The organism is Achromobacter sp. T5-5 (assembly GCF_055397965.1).
Genome location: NZ_AP027919.1, coordinates 2321083 through 2336909 on the forward strand (window position 1 = coordinate 2321083; position 15827 = coordinate 2336909).

19 protein-coding genes are annotated in these 15827 nt (G+C 67.6%); 12 read left to right on the top strand and 7 right to left on the bottom strand.

Features of this window, described 5'->3' with window-relative positions; translation table 11 throughout:
- Positions 1-2 precede the first annotated feature (2 nt).
- The 7 genes from ACZ50Q_RS10400 (at position 3) to ACZ50Q_RS10430 (ending at position 5043) form a co-directional block, all read left to right on the top strand.
- A complete protein-coding gene (locus tag ACZ50Q_RS10400; RefSeq protein WP_076520197.1) occupies positions 3-179 on the top strand; it encodes a cbb3-type cytochrome oxidase subunit 3 in 177 nt (58 codons plus the stop codon).
- The gene (gene ccoP / locus ACZ50Q_RS10405) at positions 176-1135 is read left to right on the top strand and encodes a cytochrome-c oxidase, cbb3-type subunit III (protein WP_464081437.1); all 960 of its coding nucleotides are present in this window, start codon (positions 176-178) and stop codon (positions 1133-1135) included. The genes ACZ50Q_RS10400 and ccoP overlap by 4 nt, the downstream gene beginning before the upstream one ends.
- 72 nt (positions 1136-1207) lie before the next feature.
- The gene (gene ccoG, locus ACZ50Q_RS10410; protein ID WP_092581321.1) at positions 1208-2701 is read left to right on the top strand and encodes a cytochrome c oxidase accessory protein CcoG; all 1494 of its coding nucleotides are present in this window, start codon (positions 1208-1210) and stop codon (positions 2699-2701) included.
- 37 nt (positions 2702-2738) lie between these two features.
- Positions 2739-3011 carry a FixH family protein gene (locus ACZ50Q_RS10415; RefSeq protein WP_092581320.1) on the top strand — a complete coding sequence of 91 codons (273 nt, stop codon included), beginning with the start codon at positions 2739-2741 and terminating at the stop codon, positions 3009-3011.
- A 16-nt stretch (positions 3012-3027) separates the two neighbouring features.
- Positions 3028-3264: a hypothetical protein gene (locus ACZ50Q_RS10420; RefSeq protein WP_076520201.1), complete on the top strand. Its 237-nt coding sequence runs from the start codon at positions 3028-3030 to the stop codon at positions 3262-3264.
- 97 nt (positions 3265-3361) lie between these two features.
- Positions 3362-4285: an ABC transporter ATP-binding protein gene (locus ACZ50Q_RS10425; RefSeq protein ID WP_076522027.1), complete on the top strand. Its 924-nt coding sequence runs from the start codon at positions 3362-3364 to the stop codon at positions 4283-4285.
- Positions 4282-5043 (top strand): ABC transporter permease, encoded by a 762-nt coding sequence (locus ACZ50Q_RS10430; RefSeq protein ID WP_076520202.1) that lies wholly within the window; start codon positions 4282-4284, stop codon positions 5041-5043. The genes ACZ50Q_RS10425 and ACZ50Q_RS10430 overlap by 4 nt, the downstream gene beginning before the upstream one ends.
- 75 nt (positions 5044-5118) lie before the next feature.
- Here ACZ50Q_RS10430 and ACZ50Q_RS10435 read toward each other — a convergent pair whose 3' ends face one another.
- From ACZ50Q_RS10435 to ACZ50Q_RS10445, 3 genes are all read right to left on the bottom strand, one after another.
- The gene (locus tag ACZ50Q_RS10435) at positions 5119-5829 is read right to left on the bottom strand and encodes a glutathione S-transferase family protein (RefSeq protein ID WP_464081438.1); all 711 of its coding nucleotides are present in this window, start codon (positions 5827-5829) and stop codon (positions 5119-5121) included.
- Positions 5830-5993: 164 nt separating this feature from the next.
- A complete protein-coding gene (locus tag ACZ50Q_RS10440; protein ID WP_464081439.1) occupies positions 5994-6416 on the bottom strand; it encodes a DUF4168 domain-containing protein in 423 nt (140 codons plus the stop codon).
- Positions 6417-6629: 213 nt separating this feature from the next.
- Positions 6630-7445, bottom strand: coding sequence for a sulfite exporter TauE/SafE family protein (locus tag ACZ50Q_RS10445; protein ID WP_464081440.1), 816 nt, complete (start codon positions 7443-7445; stop codon positions 6630-6632).
- Positions 7446-7566: 121 nt separating this feature from the next.
- On the opposite strand from ACZ50Q_RS10445, the gene ACZ50Q_RS10450 reads away from it, so the two are divergent.
- The gene (locus ACZ50Q_RS10450; protein WP_092581445.1) at positions 7567-8388 is read left to right on the top strand and encodes an AraC family transcriptional regulator; all 822 of its coding nucleotides are present in this window, start codon (positions 7567-7569) and stop codon (positions 8386-8388) included.
- Positions 8389-8505: 117 nt separating this feature from the next.
- Here ACZ50Q_RS10450 and trhA read toward each other — a convergent pair whose 3' ends face one another.
- Positions 8506-9150: a PAQR family membrane homeostasis protein TrhA gene (trhA, locus tag ACZ50Q_RS10455; protein WP_076522029.1), complete on the bottom strand. Its 645-nt coding sequence runs from the start codon at positions 9148-9150 to the stop codon at positions 8506-8508.
- A gap of 374 nt (positions 9151-9524) precedes the next feature.
- On the opposite strand from trhA, the gene ACZ50Q_RS10460 reads away from it, so the two are divergent.
- Together ACZ50Q_RS10460 and ACZ50Q_RS10465 are read left to right on the top strand one after the other, a co-directional pair.
- Positions 9525-10652, top strand: a complete 1128-nt coding sequence (locus tag ACZ50Q_RS10460) for an extracellular catalytic domain type 1 short-chain-length polyhydroxyalkanoate depolymerase (protein ID WP_464081441.1) — start codon at positions 9525-9527, stop codon at positions 10650-10652.
- Between the two features lie 179 nt (positions 10653-10831).
- Complete coding sequence (locus ACZ50Q_RS10465; RefSeq protein ID WP_076520207.1) at positions 10832-11356, top strand: DUF1993 domain-containing protein; 525 nt, start codon at positions 10832-10834, stop codon at positions 11354-11356.
- 61 nt (positions 11357-11417) lie between these two features.
- Here the strand turns inward: ACZ50Q_RS10465 and ACZ50Q_RS10470 are convergent, their stop codons facing one another.
- Together ACZ50Q_RS10470 and ACZ50Q_RS10475 are read right to left on the bottom strand one after the other, a co-directional pair.
- The gene (locus ACZ50Q_RS10470) at positions 11418-11915 is read right to left on the bottom strand and encodes a VOC family protein (protein WP_464081442.1); all 498 of its coding nucleotides are present in this window, start codon (positions 11913-11915) and stop codon (positions 11418-11420) included.
- Between the two features lie 67 nt (positions 11916-11982).
- Positions 11983-12339 (bottom strand): DUF1428 domain-containing protein, encoded by a 357-nt coding sequence (locus ACZ50Q_RS10475; protein WP_464081443.1) that lies wholly within the window; start codon positions 12337-12339, stop codon positions 11983-11985.
- Positions 12340-12510: 171 nt separating this feature from the next.
- On the opposite strand from ACZ50Q_RS10475, the gene ACZ50Q_RS10480 reads away from it, so the two are divergent.
- Complete coding sequence (locus ACZ50Q_RS10480) at positions 12511-13485, top strand: GlxA family transcriptional regulator (RefSeq protein WP_092581313.1); 975 nt, start codon at positions 12511-12513, stop codon at positions 13483-13485.
- Between the two features lie 10 nt (positions 13486-13495).
- On the opposite strand, the gene ACZ50Q_RS10485 is transcribed toward ACZ50Q_RS10480, so the two are convergent.
- Positions 13496-13948 carry a GNAT family N-acetyltransferase gene (locus ACZ50Q_RS10485; protein WP_092581312.1) on the bottom strand — a complete coding sequence of 151 codons (453 nt, stop codon included), beginning with the start codon at positions 13946-13948 and terminating at the stop codon, positions 13496-13498.
- Positions 13949-14200: 252 nt separating this feature from the next.
- Here ACZ50Q_RS10485 and ACZ50Q_RS10490 point away from each other — a divergent pair, with 252 nt between their 5' ends.
- Positions 14201-15826, top strand: a complete 1626-nt coding sequence (locus tag ACZ50Q_RS10490) for a methyl-accepting chemotaxis protein (protein ID WP_464081444.1) — start codon at positions 14201-14203, stop codon at positions 15824-15826.
- Position 15827: the final 1 nt, after the last annotated feature.

Below are 15827 nucleotides of genomic sequence, written 5' to 3' on the forward strand. Positions count from 1 at the left end.
CCATGGTCGCCTACCTGAGCGCAATCATCACCGCCATCTCGATGGCAACCTTTTTCGGCATCGTCTGGTGGGCCTGCTCGCGCGGCCGCCAGGGCGCCAACCGCGAATCGGCCATGCTGCCGTTCGCACTGCCCGATGAATTCGGTCAGGCACAACAAGATGGAGCGAATCGGTCATGAGCGATTTCGTCAATAGCTTCTGGGGGTATTTCATCGCGATCGTCGCGGTGGGCGGGGTGGTGTGGTGCTTGTGGCTGCTGTACACGCAGCGCCGCTGGCTCAGCGCGATGCCGGCCAACGGCCAGGTCGAGGACACCGGCCACGTCTGGGACGGCGACCTGACCGAGCTCAACAATCCGGTCCCCACCTGGTGGACCTGGATGTACCTGCTGGCCTGCGTGTTCGCGCTGGGCTATCTGTTCCTGATGCCGGGGCTGGGCGCCTACCAGGGCAAGCTGGGCTTCAGCAGCGCGCAGGAAGTGGCGCAGCAACAGGCCAAGATGGCCGAAGCCGTTCGCCCCATCTATGCGCGCTTCGAGACCATGTCGGTCCCGCAGATCGCGCAGGATCCGGGCGCGCGAGAAATCGGCCAGCGCCTCTTCCTGAACACCTGCGCGCAGTGCCACGGTTCCGATGCCAAGGGCGGCCCCAGCTTTCCCAACCTGGCGGACGGAGACTGGCTGCATGGCGGTTCGCCCGAAACCATCATGCAGACCATCAAGGAAGGGCGCCTTGGCGTGATGCCGCCCTGGAAGGACTCGATCGATCCCAAGATGGCCGGCGACATCGCGCAATACGTGCGTTCGCTGTCGGGCCTGACGGCCGATCCGGTGCGCGTGTTCCGCGGCAAGCGCGAGTTCGCCACCTACTGCGTGGCCTGTCACGGTGTCGATGGCAAGGGCAATCCGCTCATGGGCGCGCCCAACCTGACGGACGACGTCTGGCTGTATGGCAGTTCGGAGGCGACCATCGTCAAGACCATTCTCGACGGCCGCGAAAACCGCATGCCGGCGCACGAACACGTCCTGACGCCGGAGCAGATCAAGATCCTGACGGCTTGGGTCTGGGGTCTTTCCAACAAGGCCGAGCCGCAGAAGCAGGCCGCCGCGGCGCCCGCCGACGCCGCCCAGCAGTGAAACCGCAGCACGTAGGTGGTGGGCCGCGCGGCGGCCCCCCATACCGCCAGCACTTACCGTACGGAGCAGCAAATGAATGATGGGTCAACCGCAAGCGTCGGCGGCAGTTCGCCTGGCGGTGACCCGCCGCCCTGGCGGCCGCATACGCGGCCACCGCGTCCGGGCCAGGAAACCCTGGAACAGACGCTGGCGGGGGTGCGCAGCAAGATCTATCCGCGATCCGTCAGCGGCATCTTCGCCCGCTGGCGCATCGCGTTCGTCTTCCTTACCCAGCTCATTTTCTACGGCTTGCCCTGGCTGCAATGGAACGGCCGCCAGGCCGTCCTGTTCGACCTGGGGGCGCGCAAGTTCTATCTCTTTGGCCTGGTGCTGTGGCCGCAGGACGTCGTGTATCTTGCCGTGCTGCTCGTCATCTCCGCGCTGGCGCTGTTCCTCTTCACCGCCGTGGCCGGCCGTCTGTTCTGCGGCTACGCCTGTCCGCAGACCGTCTACACCGAAATCTTCATGTGGATCGAGCGCAAGGTCGAAGGCGACCGCATCGCGCGCATCCGCCTGGATGAATCGCCCTGGTCCTGGCACAAGTTCCGCCTGAAATTCACCAAGCATTTCCTCTGGATCGCGCTGGCGTGGTGGACGGGCTCGACCTTCATCGGCTATTTCGCGCCCATCCGCGAGCTGGGGCATGAGCTGTTCGCCCTGCAGCTTGGCGGCTGGCAGTGGTTCTGGATGCTGTTCTACGGCTTTGCGACCTGGGGCAACGCCGGCTTCATGCGCGAATCGGTGTGCAAGTACATGTGCCCGTACGCCCGCTTCCAGAGCGTGATGGTCGACCCGGACACCTTCGTGGTCACCTACGACAAGCGCCGCGGCGATCCGCGCGGCAGCCGCTCGCGCAAGGTGGACCACAAGGCCGCGGGGCTGGGCGACTGTGTCGATTGCAGCCTGTGCGTGCAGGTCTGTCCGACCGGCATCGACATCCGCGACGGCCTGCAGTACATGTGCATCGGCTGCGGCGCGTGCATCGATGCCTGTGAGCAGGTGATGGACAAGATGCAGTACGAGCCGGGCCTCATCCGCTATACGTCCGAGCGCGCCATGCTGGATGGCCTGTCCACCAAGAGCGCACGGTCGCACCTGCTGCGGCCGCGCGTCCTGGTCTATGGCACGCTGATCCTGGCGCTGGCGGTGGCCTTCGTGGTGTCGCTGGCCCTGCGCAATCCGCTGCGCGTCGACGTCATCCGGGACCGCGGCGCGCTGGGCCGCGAGGTCGCCGGCGGCCTGATCGAAAACGTCTACCGGCTGCAGATCATCAACACGTCGGACGTGCCGATGCGCCTGCGCCTGTCGGCCGAGGGCATGCCGGACCTGGCCGTGCTGGCGGGCCAGCAGGGGTCGGACGTCGTCGAGGTCGAAGCCGCCGCCAACAAGCTGGTGCCCATGGTCATTCGCGCCCCGGCGGGCTCGACGCCCGGCGCCCATCCCATCACCCTGCGCGCCCGGGGGCAGGACGGCGACAACCAGCCGGTCGAAACCGACGAGCCCGCCAGTTTCTATGTGCCCGAGTAGGGCGGCCCTTAGCCCTGAACGCCACAAGGATATCTACATGAACGCTGCACGAATCACCCTCGACCCCGCGGATGCGGCCCCTCCCGTCAAGCCCTGGTACCGCGAGCCCTGGCCGTGGATCCTGATGGCCGGCCCGTTCGCCGCGATGGTGGGCTGCTTCATCACGATCTATCTGGCCATGGCCCAGTTTGCCGACCAGCCCATCGGCGAGGGCGTGGTCAAGCGCGGACTGGTCATCGAACAGGTCGCGGCCAGCGCGGCCGAGGGCCGGGCGGCGCCGAACGCCAGCCCGGCCGCCGCCAAACCTTGAACCGGGGAGTTCACGCATGGGACTGCGATCTTTGATGTGGATCCTGTGGCCGTCCTTTCTGGCCGCCGCTGTGGGAAGCGCACTGATCTTCGCCCTGATCGACCCGCTGGACGTGACCATCTTCGGACATGTCCCCACGGGCCGGATGGGTTTCTACACCGTGTCGTTCTTTGTCCTGTGGGTGATGGCCGGCCTGTCCAGCGCGCTGACGGCCTACCTGATGCCCAAGGTGCAAGAAGACGAAGACTTCTAGTTTTCTCAAAAACCAAACACACCGTTCCGCCACGTTGAACAAGCGGGGGCTGCGCGGCGGGTAAAATCCTCCGGCTATGGTCAAGTTGGGGGCTCGCGTGCAGCCAGTCATATCGGTACAAGGCTTATCCAAGCAATATGCGTCGGGGTTCCAGGCGCTCAAGAACGTCAGCCTGGACATCCAGCGCGGCGAGATTTTTGCCTTGCTCGGGCCGAACGGCGCGGGCAAGACCACGCTGATCAGCATCATCTGCGGCATCGTCAATCCCACCCACGGCACGGTGCTGGCCGACGGCCACGACATCGTCACGGACTTTCGCGCGGCCCGCTCCAAGATCGGGCTGGTGCCGCAGGAAATCTCCACGGACGCCTTCGAAAGCGTCTGGAACACCGTCACCTTCAGCCGCGGCCTGTTCGGCAAGCCGGCCGATCCCGCCTACATCGAAAAGGTCCTGCGCGACCTGTCGCTCTGGGACAAGAAGGACAGCCGCATCATGGCGCTATCGGGCGGCATGAAGCGGCGCGTCATGATCGCCAAGGCGCTGTCGCACGAACCGGCCATCCTGTTCCTGGACGAACCCACCGCGGGCGTCGATGTGGAGCTGCGGCGCGGCATGTGGGAAATGGTGCGGCGGCTGCGCGAAAGCGGCGTCACCATCATCCTGACCACGCACTACATCGAGGAAGCCCAGGAGATGGCGGATCGGATCGGGGTGATCCGCCGCGGCGAGATCATCCTGGTCGAGGAAAAGAACGCGCTCATGGCCAAGCTGGGCAAGCGCCAGCTCGCGCTGACGTTGAAGGCGCCGCTGCCGGGCATCCCGACGGCGCTGGACGCCTACCAGCTCGACCTGTCCGCCGACGGCTACAAGCTCGTCTATACCTACGACAACGAGCGTGGCGGCGACATCTCGCGGCTGCTGCAGGACCTGAGCCGCCTGAATATCGAATTCGCGGATCTCAACACCTCGGAAAGCTCGCTCGAGGACATCTTCGTCAGCCTGGTGCACGGTCAATCATGAATTTCTACGCCATTCGCGCCATCTACCTCTTTGAAATGGCCCGCGCCTGGCGCACGCTGATGCAAAGCGTGCTCTCGCCGGTGATTTCCACCTCGCTCTACTTCGTCGTGTTCGGGTCGGCCATCGGGTCGCACATGGTCGAGATCGACGGCGTCAGCTACGGCGCGTTCATCGTGCCGGGCATGATCATGCTGTCGCTCCTGACGCAAAGCGTTGCCAACGCCTCGTTCGGCATCTACATGCCGCGCTTTTCCGGCACGATCTACGAGATCCACTCGGCGCCCATTTCCTACGTGGAAATCCTGATGGGCTACGTGGGGGCGGCGGCCAGCAAGTCCATCATCCTGGGCCTCATCATGCTGGCGACCGCAAGGCTGTTCGTCTCGTTCGAGGTGGCGCATCCGCTATGGATGCTGTCCTTCCTGGTGCTGACCGCCGTGACGTTCAGCCTGTTCGGCTTCATCATCGGGATCTGGGCCGACGGCTTTGAAAAGCTGCAGATCATTCCGCTCATGATCATCACGCCGCTGACCTTCCTGGGCGGCACGTTCTATTCCATCAACATGCTGCCGCCGTTCTGGCAGACCGTCACGCTGTTCAATCCGGTCGTGTATCTGGTCAGCGGCTTTCGCTGGGCATTCTTTGGCGTCTCCGACGTCAGCGTCGAGATCAGCGTGGGCATGACGGTGGCGTTTCTGCTGGCCTGCCTGGTGGGCGTGCGCTGGATCTTCAAGACGGGCTATCGGCTCAAGACGTGAAGGGTCAAGACCTGCGGCGTCAAGCCCCGCGGCGTCAAGACCCGCGGCGTGAGGCCTGAGCGCCGCGCGCCGCGCTCAGGCCGCCTGCGCCGCCGGTCTCACCGCCGCGCGGCGCGCCAGCCCGCCGAATGCGTCCAGCAGCCGCTCGCGCCAGGCGTACACCGGGTCGTCCGCGTCCAGCAGCGCCAAGGGGCTGGTGCAACGGGCCCACATGAACATCCCGAAGACCGAATAATCCGCGTACCCGGGCGCGCTGCCTGCCAGATAGGGCTGCTTGCCCAGCGTCTGGCGCAGGGGCAGCAGCGCGGCGCGCAGCTCGGCGATGCGGTCCGCGTAGCCGGCCGGCAGGTCTTCGAGCCGGCCGAATCGCTTCTCGCGCGTCGCACGGAAATAGTCCTTGTCCTTGTCGTGGATCAGGCCGTGGATCTCGGGCAGCAGCAGGCGTGCCAGCACGGGCACCAGCGTGGTGTCGGCCCACGCATTCACGAACTGACTGAGCGGACGGGCGTGATCGCCGCCAAAGAGCGAGGGCCGCTCGGGAAACGTGTCTTCGAGGTAGCAGGCGATCTGCCAGGAGTCGCTCACGACGTGCTCGCCGTGCACCAGCACCGGCACGAGCTTTTGGCCGGAGAAGCCGATGGCTTCCTTTTCGGTGAAGCGCCAGGGGATGGTCTCGGCTGTCAGGCCCTTGTGGGCCAGCGCCATGTGCGTCTTCCAGCAATGCGGGCTGAAGCGCAACGCGGCATCCGCGCCGGCCAGATCGTAGAGGGTGAGTTCCGGGGTCAAGTTGCGGTGCTCCTGGAGGGCGTCCAAACAAGGGTCTGGCGCCTAGGATAACCGCTCGGCCATCGCCGGCAAACGTGTCCCGCCCTGGGCGAGGCGCCGCGTACCCCGGGCAGGCGGTCGCGTCGCCTTGCCGCGGCGGGGCCACGGCGGCGTGTGCAGGCCGCTCAGCGAGGCGCGGGCGTGCCCGGGCCCATTTTCATGAGCCGCTCCCTGAGCTGCGGGTCCTGCTGCACGGCCTGTCCGATGCCGTTGAACTCTTCGACGGTCAGGCCGTCGGCGCGAACCAGCTGCACCATCTTTGCGTCCGCTTCCTGGACGACCTTCTGCTTGGCGTCGTCGGTCTTGGCGGCATCGACCTTGGGGCGGTACTCGGTGACGACGCCCGAGATTTTCTGCGAAGCCGAGGCGAACTTCTGCAATTGCTGGTCCGTGGGCTGCCGCACGGCGGGCGCCATGCCGGGTTGAGCCTGAGTCTGCGCCTGGCTCTGCGCCTGGGGCTGGCTGGCCTGCTGGGCCAGGGCAGGGGCACCGGACAGCGCCGTCGTCAGGATGGCGGCGGACAGGAATCCATAAGTGGAACGCTGCATGAAATCTCCTAGTTCCGGTTGAAAGTCCGACCATGATGACGAGCGGGGCGGGCCGGGCACAAGTTTCGCGATGTGTTTTCCTGTGTCGCCAGGCCACCATTTGCCGGGCAAGCCCTTGCAGGGCGGCCCCAGGACGCGCGTCCGAAACGTTTTGCGCGGTTTGGTAGTCGCTGCTGGCGGCGATGTGTCCGCAGGTTTTTGCGAAAAGGGCGGCTAGAGCGCGATCATGCCGATCATCACGAGGATCAGCAGCAGCACGTAGACGCGTGCGTGCAGGCGGTCGGCAATGCGCGGAATCAGCGGGGCGGCCAGCCGGATGCCGGCCAGCGATCCCAGCGCCAGCGCAGCGAAAGCCAGCAGGTCCACATAACCGACGATCCACGGCGACAGCGCCTGCGGCGCCTGGTGCGCCGCGGCCAGGTAGGCAAGCGTGCCCGCGAGCGCGACCGGCAGGGTCAGCGGGTTGGCCATGGCGGCGGCCTTGGCCATCGGCAAGCCGCGCCGGCGCAGCAATGGAACGGTCATGACGCTGCCGCCCACGCCTAGGAAGGCGGCAATCGCCCCGATGCCCAAGCCGCCGGCCATCGTAGCCGCACGGCCCAGCGCACGCGGCGCCGCGCCTGCGCCCTGCGACATGAAGCCCTGGCGCAACAGGCAATCCAGGATCGTCACGCCCAGGTAGGCGATGAAGGCATGGCGCACGAAGCCGCCGTCGACGCGGGTGGCGGCCCACGCGCCCAGCAGGGCGCCCGCCGCAATGTAGCCCGCCAGCGGCCACACGTAGTCGCGAACGATGTTGCCCGCGCGCAGGTGCCTGTGCGTGGCAGACGCCGAACTGACGATCATGACGCATGTGGAGGTCGCCACGGCGATGTGCATCGCCGACTGGCCGATTGCGTCATCCGCGCCATGCATGGCCGTCAGCAGCCCGTACAGCGCGGGCACCACCACGAAGCCGCCGCCAAAGCCGAAGAGCACCGTGGTGATGCCGCAAAGGCCGCCTATGAAGACCAACGCCAGGTAGAACATGCCGCCATTCCTTGCAGGAAAGCCGCCACGATAGGGGCGCCGCGCCTGGCCCGCTTTCGAGGATGGGACAATGATGTTTTCGTTTCGGCCAAGCCGCCGCCTCGCGAACGCGGCATGCACCATGCGCAACACCCATATCGACCGGCACGACGGCCTCGCACGTCCGGTGGTCGCGATCGGCAACGACTATCCCCGGGGAGAACTGCTGCCCGACCACGCCCATCGGCGGGCGCAGTTGCTCTACGGCGCCACCGGCGTCATGCACGTGGCCACGCGCGACGGCAATTGGGTGGTTCCGCCGCAACGCGCCGTCTGGATTCCGGCAGGCGTGACGCATCGGGTCCGCATGCTGGGCGTCAGTACGCGCAGCGCCTATATCGAGCCGGGCGCGGCGCGCGCGGGCAGCAAGTCCTGCGAGGTGATCGAGGTGTCGCCGCTGCTGCGCGCGCTGCTGCTGGAGGCCGTGGACATGCCCGCCGCCTATGACCCGCGGGGCCGCGACGGGGCGCTGGCTGCCTTGCTGCTGCACGAGGTCGAGCGCGCGGCGGTGCTGCCGCTGCATATCCCCTTGCCGCGCGACAAGCGGCTTGCGCCGCTATGCCGCGCTTTCATCGCGGCGCCCGATGCGCGCCTGCCGCCGCAGGAATGGGCGGACCGCCTGCACATGAGCGCGCGTACGTTCAGCCGGACCTTCCGGCGGCTGACGGGCATGGCGTATTCCGAATGGCGCCAGCGCGCCTGCGTGGTGCTGGCCCTGGCCCGCCTGGCGGAGGGCGAGCCGGTCACGGCGATCGCGCTGGACTTCGGGTATCAGAGCCCTGCGGCGTTTTCCACGATGTTCCGGCGCGTGCTGGGCCGGCCGCCGAAGGAATACCTGCGTCAGGCCGAACCGCGGCAGGGCGGCCTGCCGGGCGCGGGGCCGGGATCGGTGGGTCCGGGATAGGCGGACGGGATAAGCCGACGGGGCAGGCGGACGGGACAGGCGGACGGGATGGACGAACGCGCGGTGGACGGCGTCGCCGAGCGCGTCCCGACGCCCGCCGGATGCGGCGGCCGCGCGTCAGGCGGCGTACCAGAAGACCGCGAAGAAGTGGCAGACCGTGCCCGCCAGCACGAACAGATGCCAGATGAAATGGCTGTAGCGCCAGCGGTTGTCGAACACGAAGAACACCACGCCGCCCGTGTAGGCCAGGCCGCCCGCCACCAGCCACCACAGGCCGCCCGAGGGCACCCGCTCCAGCAAGGGCTTGACGGCGATCACGACGATCCAGCCCATCGCCAGGTACAGCCCGGTGGACAGCGCGGGCCGGTTGAGCCGCTTGCTGGCCTTCAGGCCCACGCCCAGCAGGGCCAGCCCCCAGACCAATCCGAACAGGGTCCAGCCCCAGGGCCCGCGCAACGCGCCCAGCGCAAACGGCGTGTAGGTCCCGGCGATGAGCAGGTAGATGGCCGAGTGGTCCAGCACGTTGAAGATCTGCTTGGCGCGGCAGCGGGGCAGCGCGTGATAGATGGCGGACGCCAGGTACAGCAGGCACATCGAGGCCGCGAACACCGCGGCGCCGGCGATGAAGGCCGCATCGCCCTGGCGCGCGGCCGCCGCGATCAGCAGCGGCGTGCCGGCCAGCGCGCCGGCGGCGCCCAGCCCGTGGCTGATGCTGTTGGCGATTTCTTCGCCCAGGGTCTGGGGACGGTCGTTGGGAAACATATCGGCGCCTGCTTGGAACAAGTCGTCCACCATAGGCCTTTTGCCGCGGGTGCTCAAGGGCGCGCGCGGCCTGGCGTCGACGGATGCGGCGCGGGTTTGATCTGGTGCAAACGGCGCGGGCCGCGGCCGACCGTTCACGGGGCGGCCGGTTAGTTACTCTGTGATACATTTAACACGAGAACGAACTGGCGGCCCACCTGGCGGACCGCCGTGGCACAGACGGCGCCCTGGCTGCATCGCCGGCGCGGCGCCCGCATCCGGCGCCAGGCATCCGCCTTGCGGAGCGGCCTGGCCGCGACGACTGCCGTCCGGCGCCGCGCCCCTTGGCCCGCTGGGCCGTGCGGCAAACAGCATCTACCGAACAGGCCCCAGCCATGGCGCGCAGTTTCAGCAGTCTGTTTTTCAAAGCGGCAAAAAAGATCTCGCGCCTGCAGCGCGCGGCGATGCGCATGGCCACGCCCAAGCCGCCGCGCAAGCGCGCGACGACGGCGCGCAAGACGGCCAAGGCAGTCAAAGCAGTCAAGACGGCCCGTGCGCCCGGGGCGGGGCGGGCGGCAGCGCCTGCCGCGGCCTCGCTGGGCGCCGGGCGTTGGGAAGCCTCGCGCCAATTCTCCGACGGCGCGGGACGCCGTTTGGCCTTCGCCCGCTATACCCCCTTGACGGAAACGCCCGGCGGCCGGCCGCTGGTCGTGATGCTGCACGGCTGCCGGCAGACGTCGTCGGCGTTCGCGCAAGGGTCGCGCATGAACCAGTGGGCAGACGCCGGCGGTTTCATGGTGCTGTATCCGCAGCAGTCCATGACGCGCCAGGTGCAGCGCTGCTGGCGCTGGTTCCAGCCGAACGACGATCACGGCGGCGCCGAGGCCGACCTGATCGCGGCCCTGATCCGCAACGAGGTCGAGCGCCATGGCCTGGACCCCGAGCGGGTCTACGTGGCGGGCCTGTCGGCCGGCGCGGGCATGGCCGCGCTGGTCGCCTTGCGGCATCCCCGCCTGATCGCGGCGGTGGCCATGCACTCGGGACCGGTCGTGGGCGATGCGCACAGCGCGGCGGGCGGGATCGGCACGATGCGCCGGGGCAGCATCAAGCCCTTGGTGCCGCTGTTGGCGTCGGTGGCGGACCCCGCCGTGTTCCAGCTCGGCATGCCCGTGCTGATCCTGCACGGCCAGCTCGATCCGGCCGTCGCCCCGCGCAATGCGAAGCAGCTGTTCGAGCAGTTCCGCGCCGTGAATGCCCCTGACCCGCATGTCTTGCCGATCGAGCGGGTGATGGGATTGGGGACGGAAAAGGCCTACCGCCGGGTGGATCTGATGCGCGGCCGCAAGACGGTGCTGCGCCTGTGCGAGATCACGCGGCTGGAGCATGCGTGGAGCGGCGGCGACCCCGCCGTGCGGTATCACGCGCGCACCGGGCCGGATGCGTCCGCGCTGGTGTGGCGGTTCTTCCAGACCCAGCGCCGCGTGGGCGCGGCGGTCACGGCGGGTGCAGGGATGCCAGGGTGACGGGGTCAGGGGCTTTCCAGCCGGCGCCCGAACGGCCCGGCGCATTGTTCGGACGCGAAGAATGGTCATGTCGACGCTGCCGGTGGCCAGCCAGCCCTGGCGCGGCGTAACATCGCGGCAGTCCCGCGGCGTCCGGAGCGCGGCGCGCCGGGCCCATCACCCTGACGGAAATCATCGCCATGCCCTTGTCCATGTACCAGGCGTCCGTGCCTGTCTTTCTCCGCGGCCTGAATGTGCTGGCCGCGCTGCTCGAAAAAGCCGCCGCGCACGCGCAGGCCGCGGGCATCGATCCTGCCCAGCTCGTGAACGCGCGCCTCGCGCCCGACATGTATCCGCTGTCGGGCCAGATCCAGCGCGCGAGCGACGCCGCGAAATTCGCGGCGCAGCGGTTGTCGCAGGGCGAAGCCCCGAAGTTTCCGGACAACGAGACCACGCTCGCACAACTGCAGCAGCGCATCGCCGACACGGTCGCCTACCTGCAAAGCGTGACGCCGGAACAGATCGAGGGCGCCGAAGGCCGCCGCATCACGCTGAGCTTCGGCGAATTCAAGCCCGAGTTCCAGGGCGATGACTACCTGCTGACGTTCGCGCTGCCGAACTTCTACTTCCACGTGACGACCGCCTACGGCATCCTGCGCCAGGCGGGCGTGCCGATCGGCAAGCTGGATTTCCTGGGCGCGTATCCGCAACCCGCGCCCAAGTAGCTGGCCCTGGGGCAGGCGGGCGGCCGGTCGGCGCGCCGCCTGGCCGGGCCGCCCCGCACGCTTATCGCTTGGCCGGGTCGCCGCAGCCTTCCATTGCGCCCATCTTCGCCATGTTCTGCTGGATTTCCTCGGGCGTGAGGTCCTGCTTGTGGGTGGCGATCGACCAGCGGTGGCCGAACGGATCCACCACCTGCCCATAGCGGTCGCCCCAGAACATGTCGGCCGCGGGCATCGTCACCTGCGCGCCGGCGGCAACGGCCCGCGCGATGGCGGCGTCCGCGTCGGTCACGTACAGGTGCAGGACGGCGGGCGTGCCCTTGAGCGCCTTCGGCCCCAGGCTGCCCCATTCCGGAAAATCATCCATCAGCATGAGGACCGAGTCCCCGATGCGCACGGCCGCGTGCATGATCTTGCCGTTGGGACCGGGCAGCCGCATGAGCTCCTCGGCGTTGAACGCTTTCTTGTAGAAGGCGAGGGCGTCGGACGCGCCCTCGCACACGATGTGCGGCGTCAGCGTGTGCATGCCGTCGGGGATGGGCTTGACTGCTTGGGTGGCCATGATGTGTCTCCAGGTTGTCGCGCGGCCGCGGCGGTGTGCGCGGCGCGGGCCTTGCGTGCGAGTTGTGCTAGTTGCCGACCAGGGTGGCGAATCCGCCCCAGCACATGCGCTTGACGTCGAACACGCCTTCGCAGCACATGTCCGCCAGGCGCGGGTCGGCCATGACCTTGGCGTTGATCCGGTTGCGGTCTTCCTTGCTGGGATACAGGATCCAGGCGAACACCACGACCTCGCCCCCGCGCGCGCCGGCCGCCGCGCTGAACGACGCAAAGCCTTCGCCGTCGATGTCGTCGGCCACGCCTTCGCGGTAGTCCAGCGCGCCGTGTTCGCGCCAGATGCCCTCGGCATGCTGCGCCATTTTCTTGTACGTCTCCAGGTTGGCCTTGGGTACGCACAGCAGGAAACCGTCTATGTATTTGTCCATCGATCACTCCTCACGTCCGTGTTGTTCTGGTTCGAGCCGGGACGCCCGCAAGCCGTCCGGGCCGCCGTCCGGATTTCTGGACCGGCTGGTGCCACTGTATCGGGATCGGCGCCGCTTTCAGATAGGAGATTGCGACAATCTTGCGGGTGGATTGCGTCAGCCTGCGGCGGTATGCTTGGCGACATGAAAAACGTCGCGTTCCTGCTGCCACAAGGGGCCAATATTGCGTCCCTGGAAACCGCGCGCCACGGATTCATGGTGGCCAACGAATACCTGCGCGCCCATGGCCGCGAGCCGCGCTTTCACGTGCGCACGCTGGCCCTGACGCGCGAGGTCAGCCTGGACGAAGGACGCATCAAGGTGGTGGCCGACATGGTGCTGGCCGACGCCACCGACATCGACATCTGCATCGCGCCGCCGCTGCTGGGGTCGGTGTCGGACGCCGTGCTGTCCAATCGCGAACTCATCGAATGGCTGTCGCGCCATCACCGCAACGGGGGCGAGGTCGCCAGCCTCTGCGTCGGCGCCGCGCTGCTCGCGGCGGGCGGCGTGCTCGACGGCCAGCAGGCGGTCGTGCATTGGGTGGCGCAGAACCTCTATGCCAGCCTGTTTCCCTCGGTGCAGTGGACCAGCGACCGCGTGGTGCTGGCCGAAAACGGGGTCTACACCAGCGGCGGCGCGTTTTCGGCGGCGCATCTGGTGCTGCACCTGATCGAGAAATACACCGACCGCGACACCGCGATCTGGTGCGCCAAGTACTTCCAGCTGGACTGGAGCCGCCAGAGCCAGTTGCCGTTTTCCGTCTTCATGGGCCAGAAGTCGCATGCCGATGACATCGTGCGCGCGGTGCAGGAATACATCGAAGGCCGCTATCCGGAAAAGATCACGGTCGAGGAACTGGCCGGCCGCCACGCGCTGGGCCGCCGCACGCTGGAACGCCGGTTCCGCCAGGCCACGGGCAACAGCATCGTCGAATACCTGCAGCGCGTGCGCGTCGAGGCCGCCAAGCAGCGGCTGGAGACCTCGCGCAAGAGCGTCGCAGAGGTCATGTACGAGGTCGGCTACAACGACACCAAGGCCTTTCGCGACATCTTCAACAAGTACTGCGGCATGTCGCCGGTGGGCTATCGCGAACGCTACCAATAGCCGCGGCGGTTCAGCCCTGGTAGCGGTAGACGCGCGTGTCGCGCATCACGAAGCCGGCCGACTCATACAGGTGGTGCGCCGACAGCCGTCCCGGATTGGAGGTCAGGTCCAGCGTGCGGGCCTTCAGTTCGCGGCTCTTGGCAATGGCCGCGCGTGTCAGCGCCATGCCAACCTTCAGCCCACGCGCCTGCGTGTCCACCACCACATCCTCGATCCATGCGCGCACGCCGGTGGGAATGCGAAAGTGCACCAGCGTCAGCGTGCCCACGATGCGCCGGTCAGGTCCCATCGTGGCGATGAACAGGTGATTGCACGGGGCATGGATGATTTCATCCAGGTCCGCCTTGGACAGGGGCGGCGCGCTCTGTGACAACTGGGGCAGCAGGCGCGCGAACGCCTGCACCAGGGTGTCGTCCGCCTGCGTCGCCAGTGCGACATCCACGCCATTTTCCAAGGGTTTCATGCGGGGTCTCCCAGTGCTGCACCGGGCGGTGCGGGACGTTGTGCCGATCTTAGCAATGTCGCCGTGGCGCGCAGGCAGTTGGTTGTCTTTGTCCGAACGCAAACAACCGTCACGCAAATGTTTGCGAAATGTGTCAGGACCAATACACTAGGGTTTTCCCTTGTTCGATGGCCTATGACATTTCCGTGTGCTGGCGCTGTGCCTGATTGCACGGCGATGACTGGAGATCGACGCTCCTGGACGAAAGACCCCATGAAGACCCTCCGCACCTATTTCGTCAACCTGGCCATCGGCTCGCGCCTGGCCCTGGGCTTTGGCGCCGTGCTGGCGCTGTTGCTGGCCCTGGCCGGCGTTTCGCACTACGAGCTCTCACGCATCGGCAACATCAACCGCACGATCACCCAGGAGACCTGGATCAAGGCCAGCGCCATCTCGACGGTCGACGTGACGACGCGCGCCAATGCGCGGCTCAACCTGGAACTGTTCGTCGACGCGAATCCGGCGGCCGCCGACAAGCTGTTCCAGCAGATCGACGCCAACCGCCAGCGCATCGACGAGGCGCTGGCCACGCTGCGCCCCTTGATGAAAACGCCGGACGCCACCGACCGGCTGCGCACGCTGGAAGCGGCGCGGGGCCGCTACGTGAAGTCGTTCCAGTCAGTGGGCGCGATGCTGCGCAGCGGCGAGCGCGAGGCCGCCCGCCAGCGCCTGCTGCAAGAAACCCTGCCCACCCTGGAAAGCCTGCAGGATCACATCATCGCGCTGTCGCGCCAGCAGTCCGCCGACATGGACGAAGCCGGCCTCGCCAGCCGCGCGGTCATCGAGGAGGCCGAGCGCCTGAACCTCGCGCTGTCGGGCCTTGCGCTGGCGCTGGGCGCGCTGTTTGCGTGGCAGGTCAGCCGATCCATCACCCGTCCGCTCGCGCGCGCGGTCAAGGCAGCCGAAACCGTGGCGGGGGGCGACCTGGGCCAGCGCATCGAGGCCGGTTCCAAGGATGAGACCGGGCGCCTGCTCCATGCGCTGCAGGACATGCAGGACAGGCTCGCGGGCGCGGTGCGCGCCATCAGGAATGGGTCTGAAACGATCTCCAGCGCCTCGGGCCAGATCGCCGCGGGCAATGCCGACCTCTCCAGCCGCACGGAAGAACAGGCGGCGTCGCTGGAAGAGACGGCGGCCTCGATGGAGGAACTGGCTTCCACCGTGAAGCAGAACGCCGACAACGCCCGCCAGGCCAACCAGCTTGCGGCCAGCGCATCAGAAATCGCCGTGCGCGGGGGCGCCGCGGTGTCCGCCGTGGTGGGCACCATGCAGGACATTTCTGCCAGTTCGCACAAGATCTCCGACATCGTATCCGTGATCGACGGCATCGCGTTCCAGACCAACATCCTCGCGCTCAATGCGGCGGTCGAAGCGGCCCGCGCGGGCGAGCAGGGCAAGGGCTTCGCGGTCGTGGCGGGCGAGGTCCGCTCGCTGGCCCAGCGCAGCGCCCAGGCCGCGCGCGAGGTCAAGGCCTTGATCGAGGAATCCGCCGGCAAGGTGGGCGAGGGAGCACGCCAGGTCGAAGGCGCCGGCGCCACCATGCAGGAGATCGTCACGGCCGTCCGGCATGTGACCGACATCATGGGTGAGATCGCGGCCGCATCGCACGAACAGGCCAGCGGCATCGACCAGGTGAACCGCGCCGTCGCGCAGATGGACGAGGTGACGCAGCAGAATGCGGCCCTGGTCGAAGAAGCGGCCGCCGCCGCGGGCTCCATGCAGGACCAGGCCCGCGAGCTGGTGCGGGCGGTGGGCGTGTTCCGGCTGGCCGAGGATGGCGCGCGGCGCGGGCAGGACGCGGCGCCGCTGCGCGCGCCCGGCACGCTGAGGCTGGCGTAGG

Bases quoted from the DNA above. Each gene is read 5' to 3' on its own strand.
- ACZ50Q_RS10480 (WP_092581313.1), top strand. From the start codon at position 12,511: ATGCTTGGCGACATGAAAAACGTCGCGTTCCTGCTGCCACAAGGGGCC.
- ACZ50Q_RS10450 (WP_092581445.1), top strand. From the start codon at position 7,567: ATGCGCAACACCCATATCGACCGGCACGACGGCCTCGCACGTCCGGTG.
- ACZ50Q_RS10460 (WP_464081441.1), top strand. From the start codon at position 9,525: ATGGCGCGCAGTTTCAGCAGTCTGTTTTTCAAAGCGGCAAAAAAGATC.
- ACZ50Q_RS10400 (WP_076520197.1), top strand. From the start codon at position 3: ATGGTCGCCTACCTGAGCGCAATCATCACCGCCATCTCGATGGCAACC.
- ACZ50Q_RS10415 (WP_092581320.1), top strand. From the start codon at position 2,739: ATGAACGCTGCACGAATCACCCTCGACCCCGCGGATGCGGCCCCTCCC.
- ACZ50Q_RS10485 (WP_092581312.1), bottom strand. From the start codon at position 13,948: ATGAAACCCTTGGAAAATGGCGTGGATGTCGCACTGGCGACGCAGGCG.
- ACZ50Q_RS10465 (WP_076520207.1), top strand. From the start codon at position 10,832: ATGCCCTTGTCCATGTACCAGGCGTCCGTGCCTGTCTTTCTCCGCGGC.
- trhA (WP_076522029.1), bottom strand. From the start codon at position 9,150: ATGTTTCCCAACGACCGTCCCCAGACCCTGGGCGAAGAAATCGCCAAC.
- ccoG (WP_092581321.1), top strand. From the start codon at position 1,208: ATGAATGATGGGTCAACCGCAAGCGTCGGCGGCAGTTCGCCTGGCGGT.
- ACZ50Q_RS10420 (WP_076520201.1), top strand. From the start codon at position 3,028: ATGGGACTGCGATCTTTGATGTGGATCCTGTGGCCGTCCTTTCTGGCC.
- ACZ50Q_RS10440 (WP_464081439.1), bottom strand. From the start codon at position 6,416: ATGCAGCGTTCCACTTATGGATTCCTGTCCGCCGCCATCCTGACGACG.
- ACZ50Q_RS10475 (WP_464081443.1), bottom strand. From the start codon at position 12,339: ATGGACAAATACATAGACGGTTTCCTGCTGTGCGTACCCAAGGCCAAC.
- ACZ50Q_RS10445 (WP_464081440.1), bottom strand. From the start codon at position 7,445: ATGTTCTACCTGGCGTTGGTCTTCATAGGCGGCCTTTGCGGCATCACC.
- ccoP (WP_464081437.1), top strand. From the start codon at position 176: ATGAGCGATTTCGTCAATAGCTTCTGGGGGTATTTCATCGCGATCGTC.
- ACZ50Q_RS10430 (WP_076520202.1), top strand. From the start codon at position 4,282: ATGAATTTCTACGCCATTCGCGCCATCTACCTCTTTGAAATGGCCCGC.
- ACZ50Q_RS10470 (WP_464081442.1), bottom strand. From the start codon at position 11,915: ATGGCCACCCAAGCAGTCAAGCCCATCCCCGACGGCATGCACACGCTG.
- ACZ50Q_RS10490 (WP_464081444.1), top strand. From the start codon at position 14,201: ATGAAGACCCTCCGCACCTATTTCGTCAACCTGGCCATCGGCTCGCGC.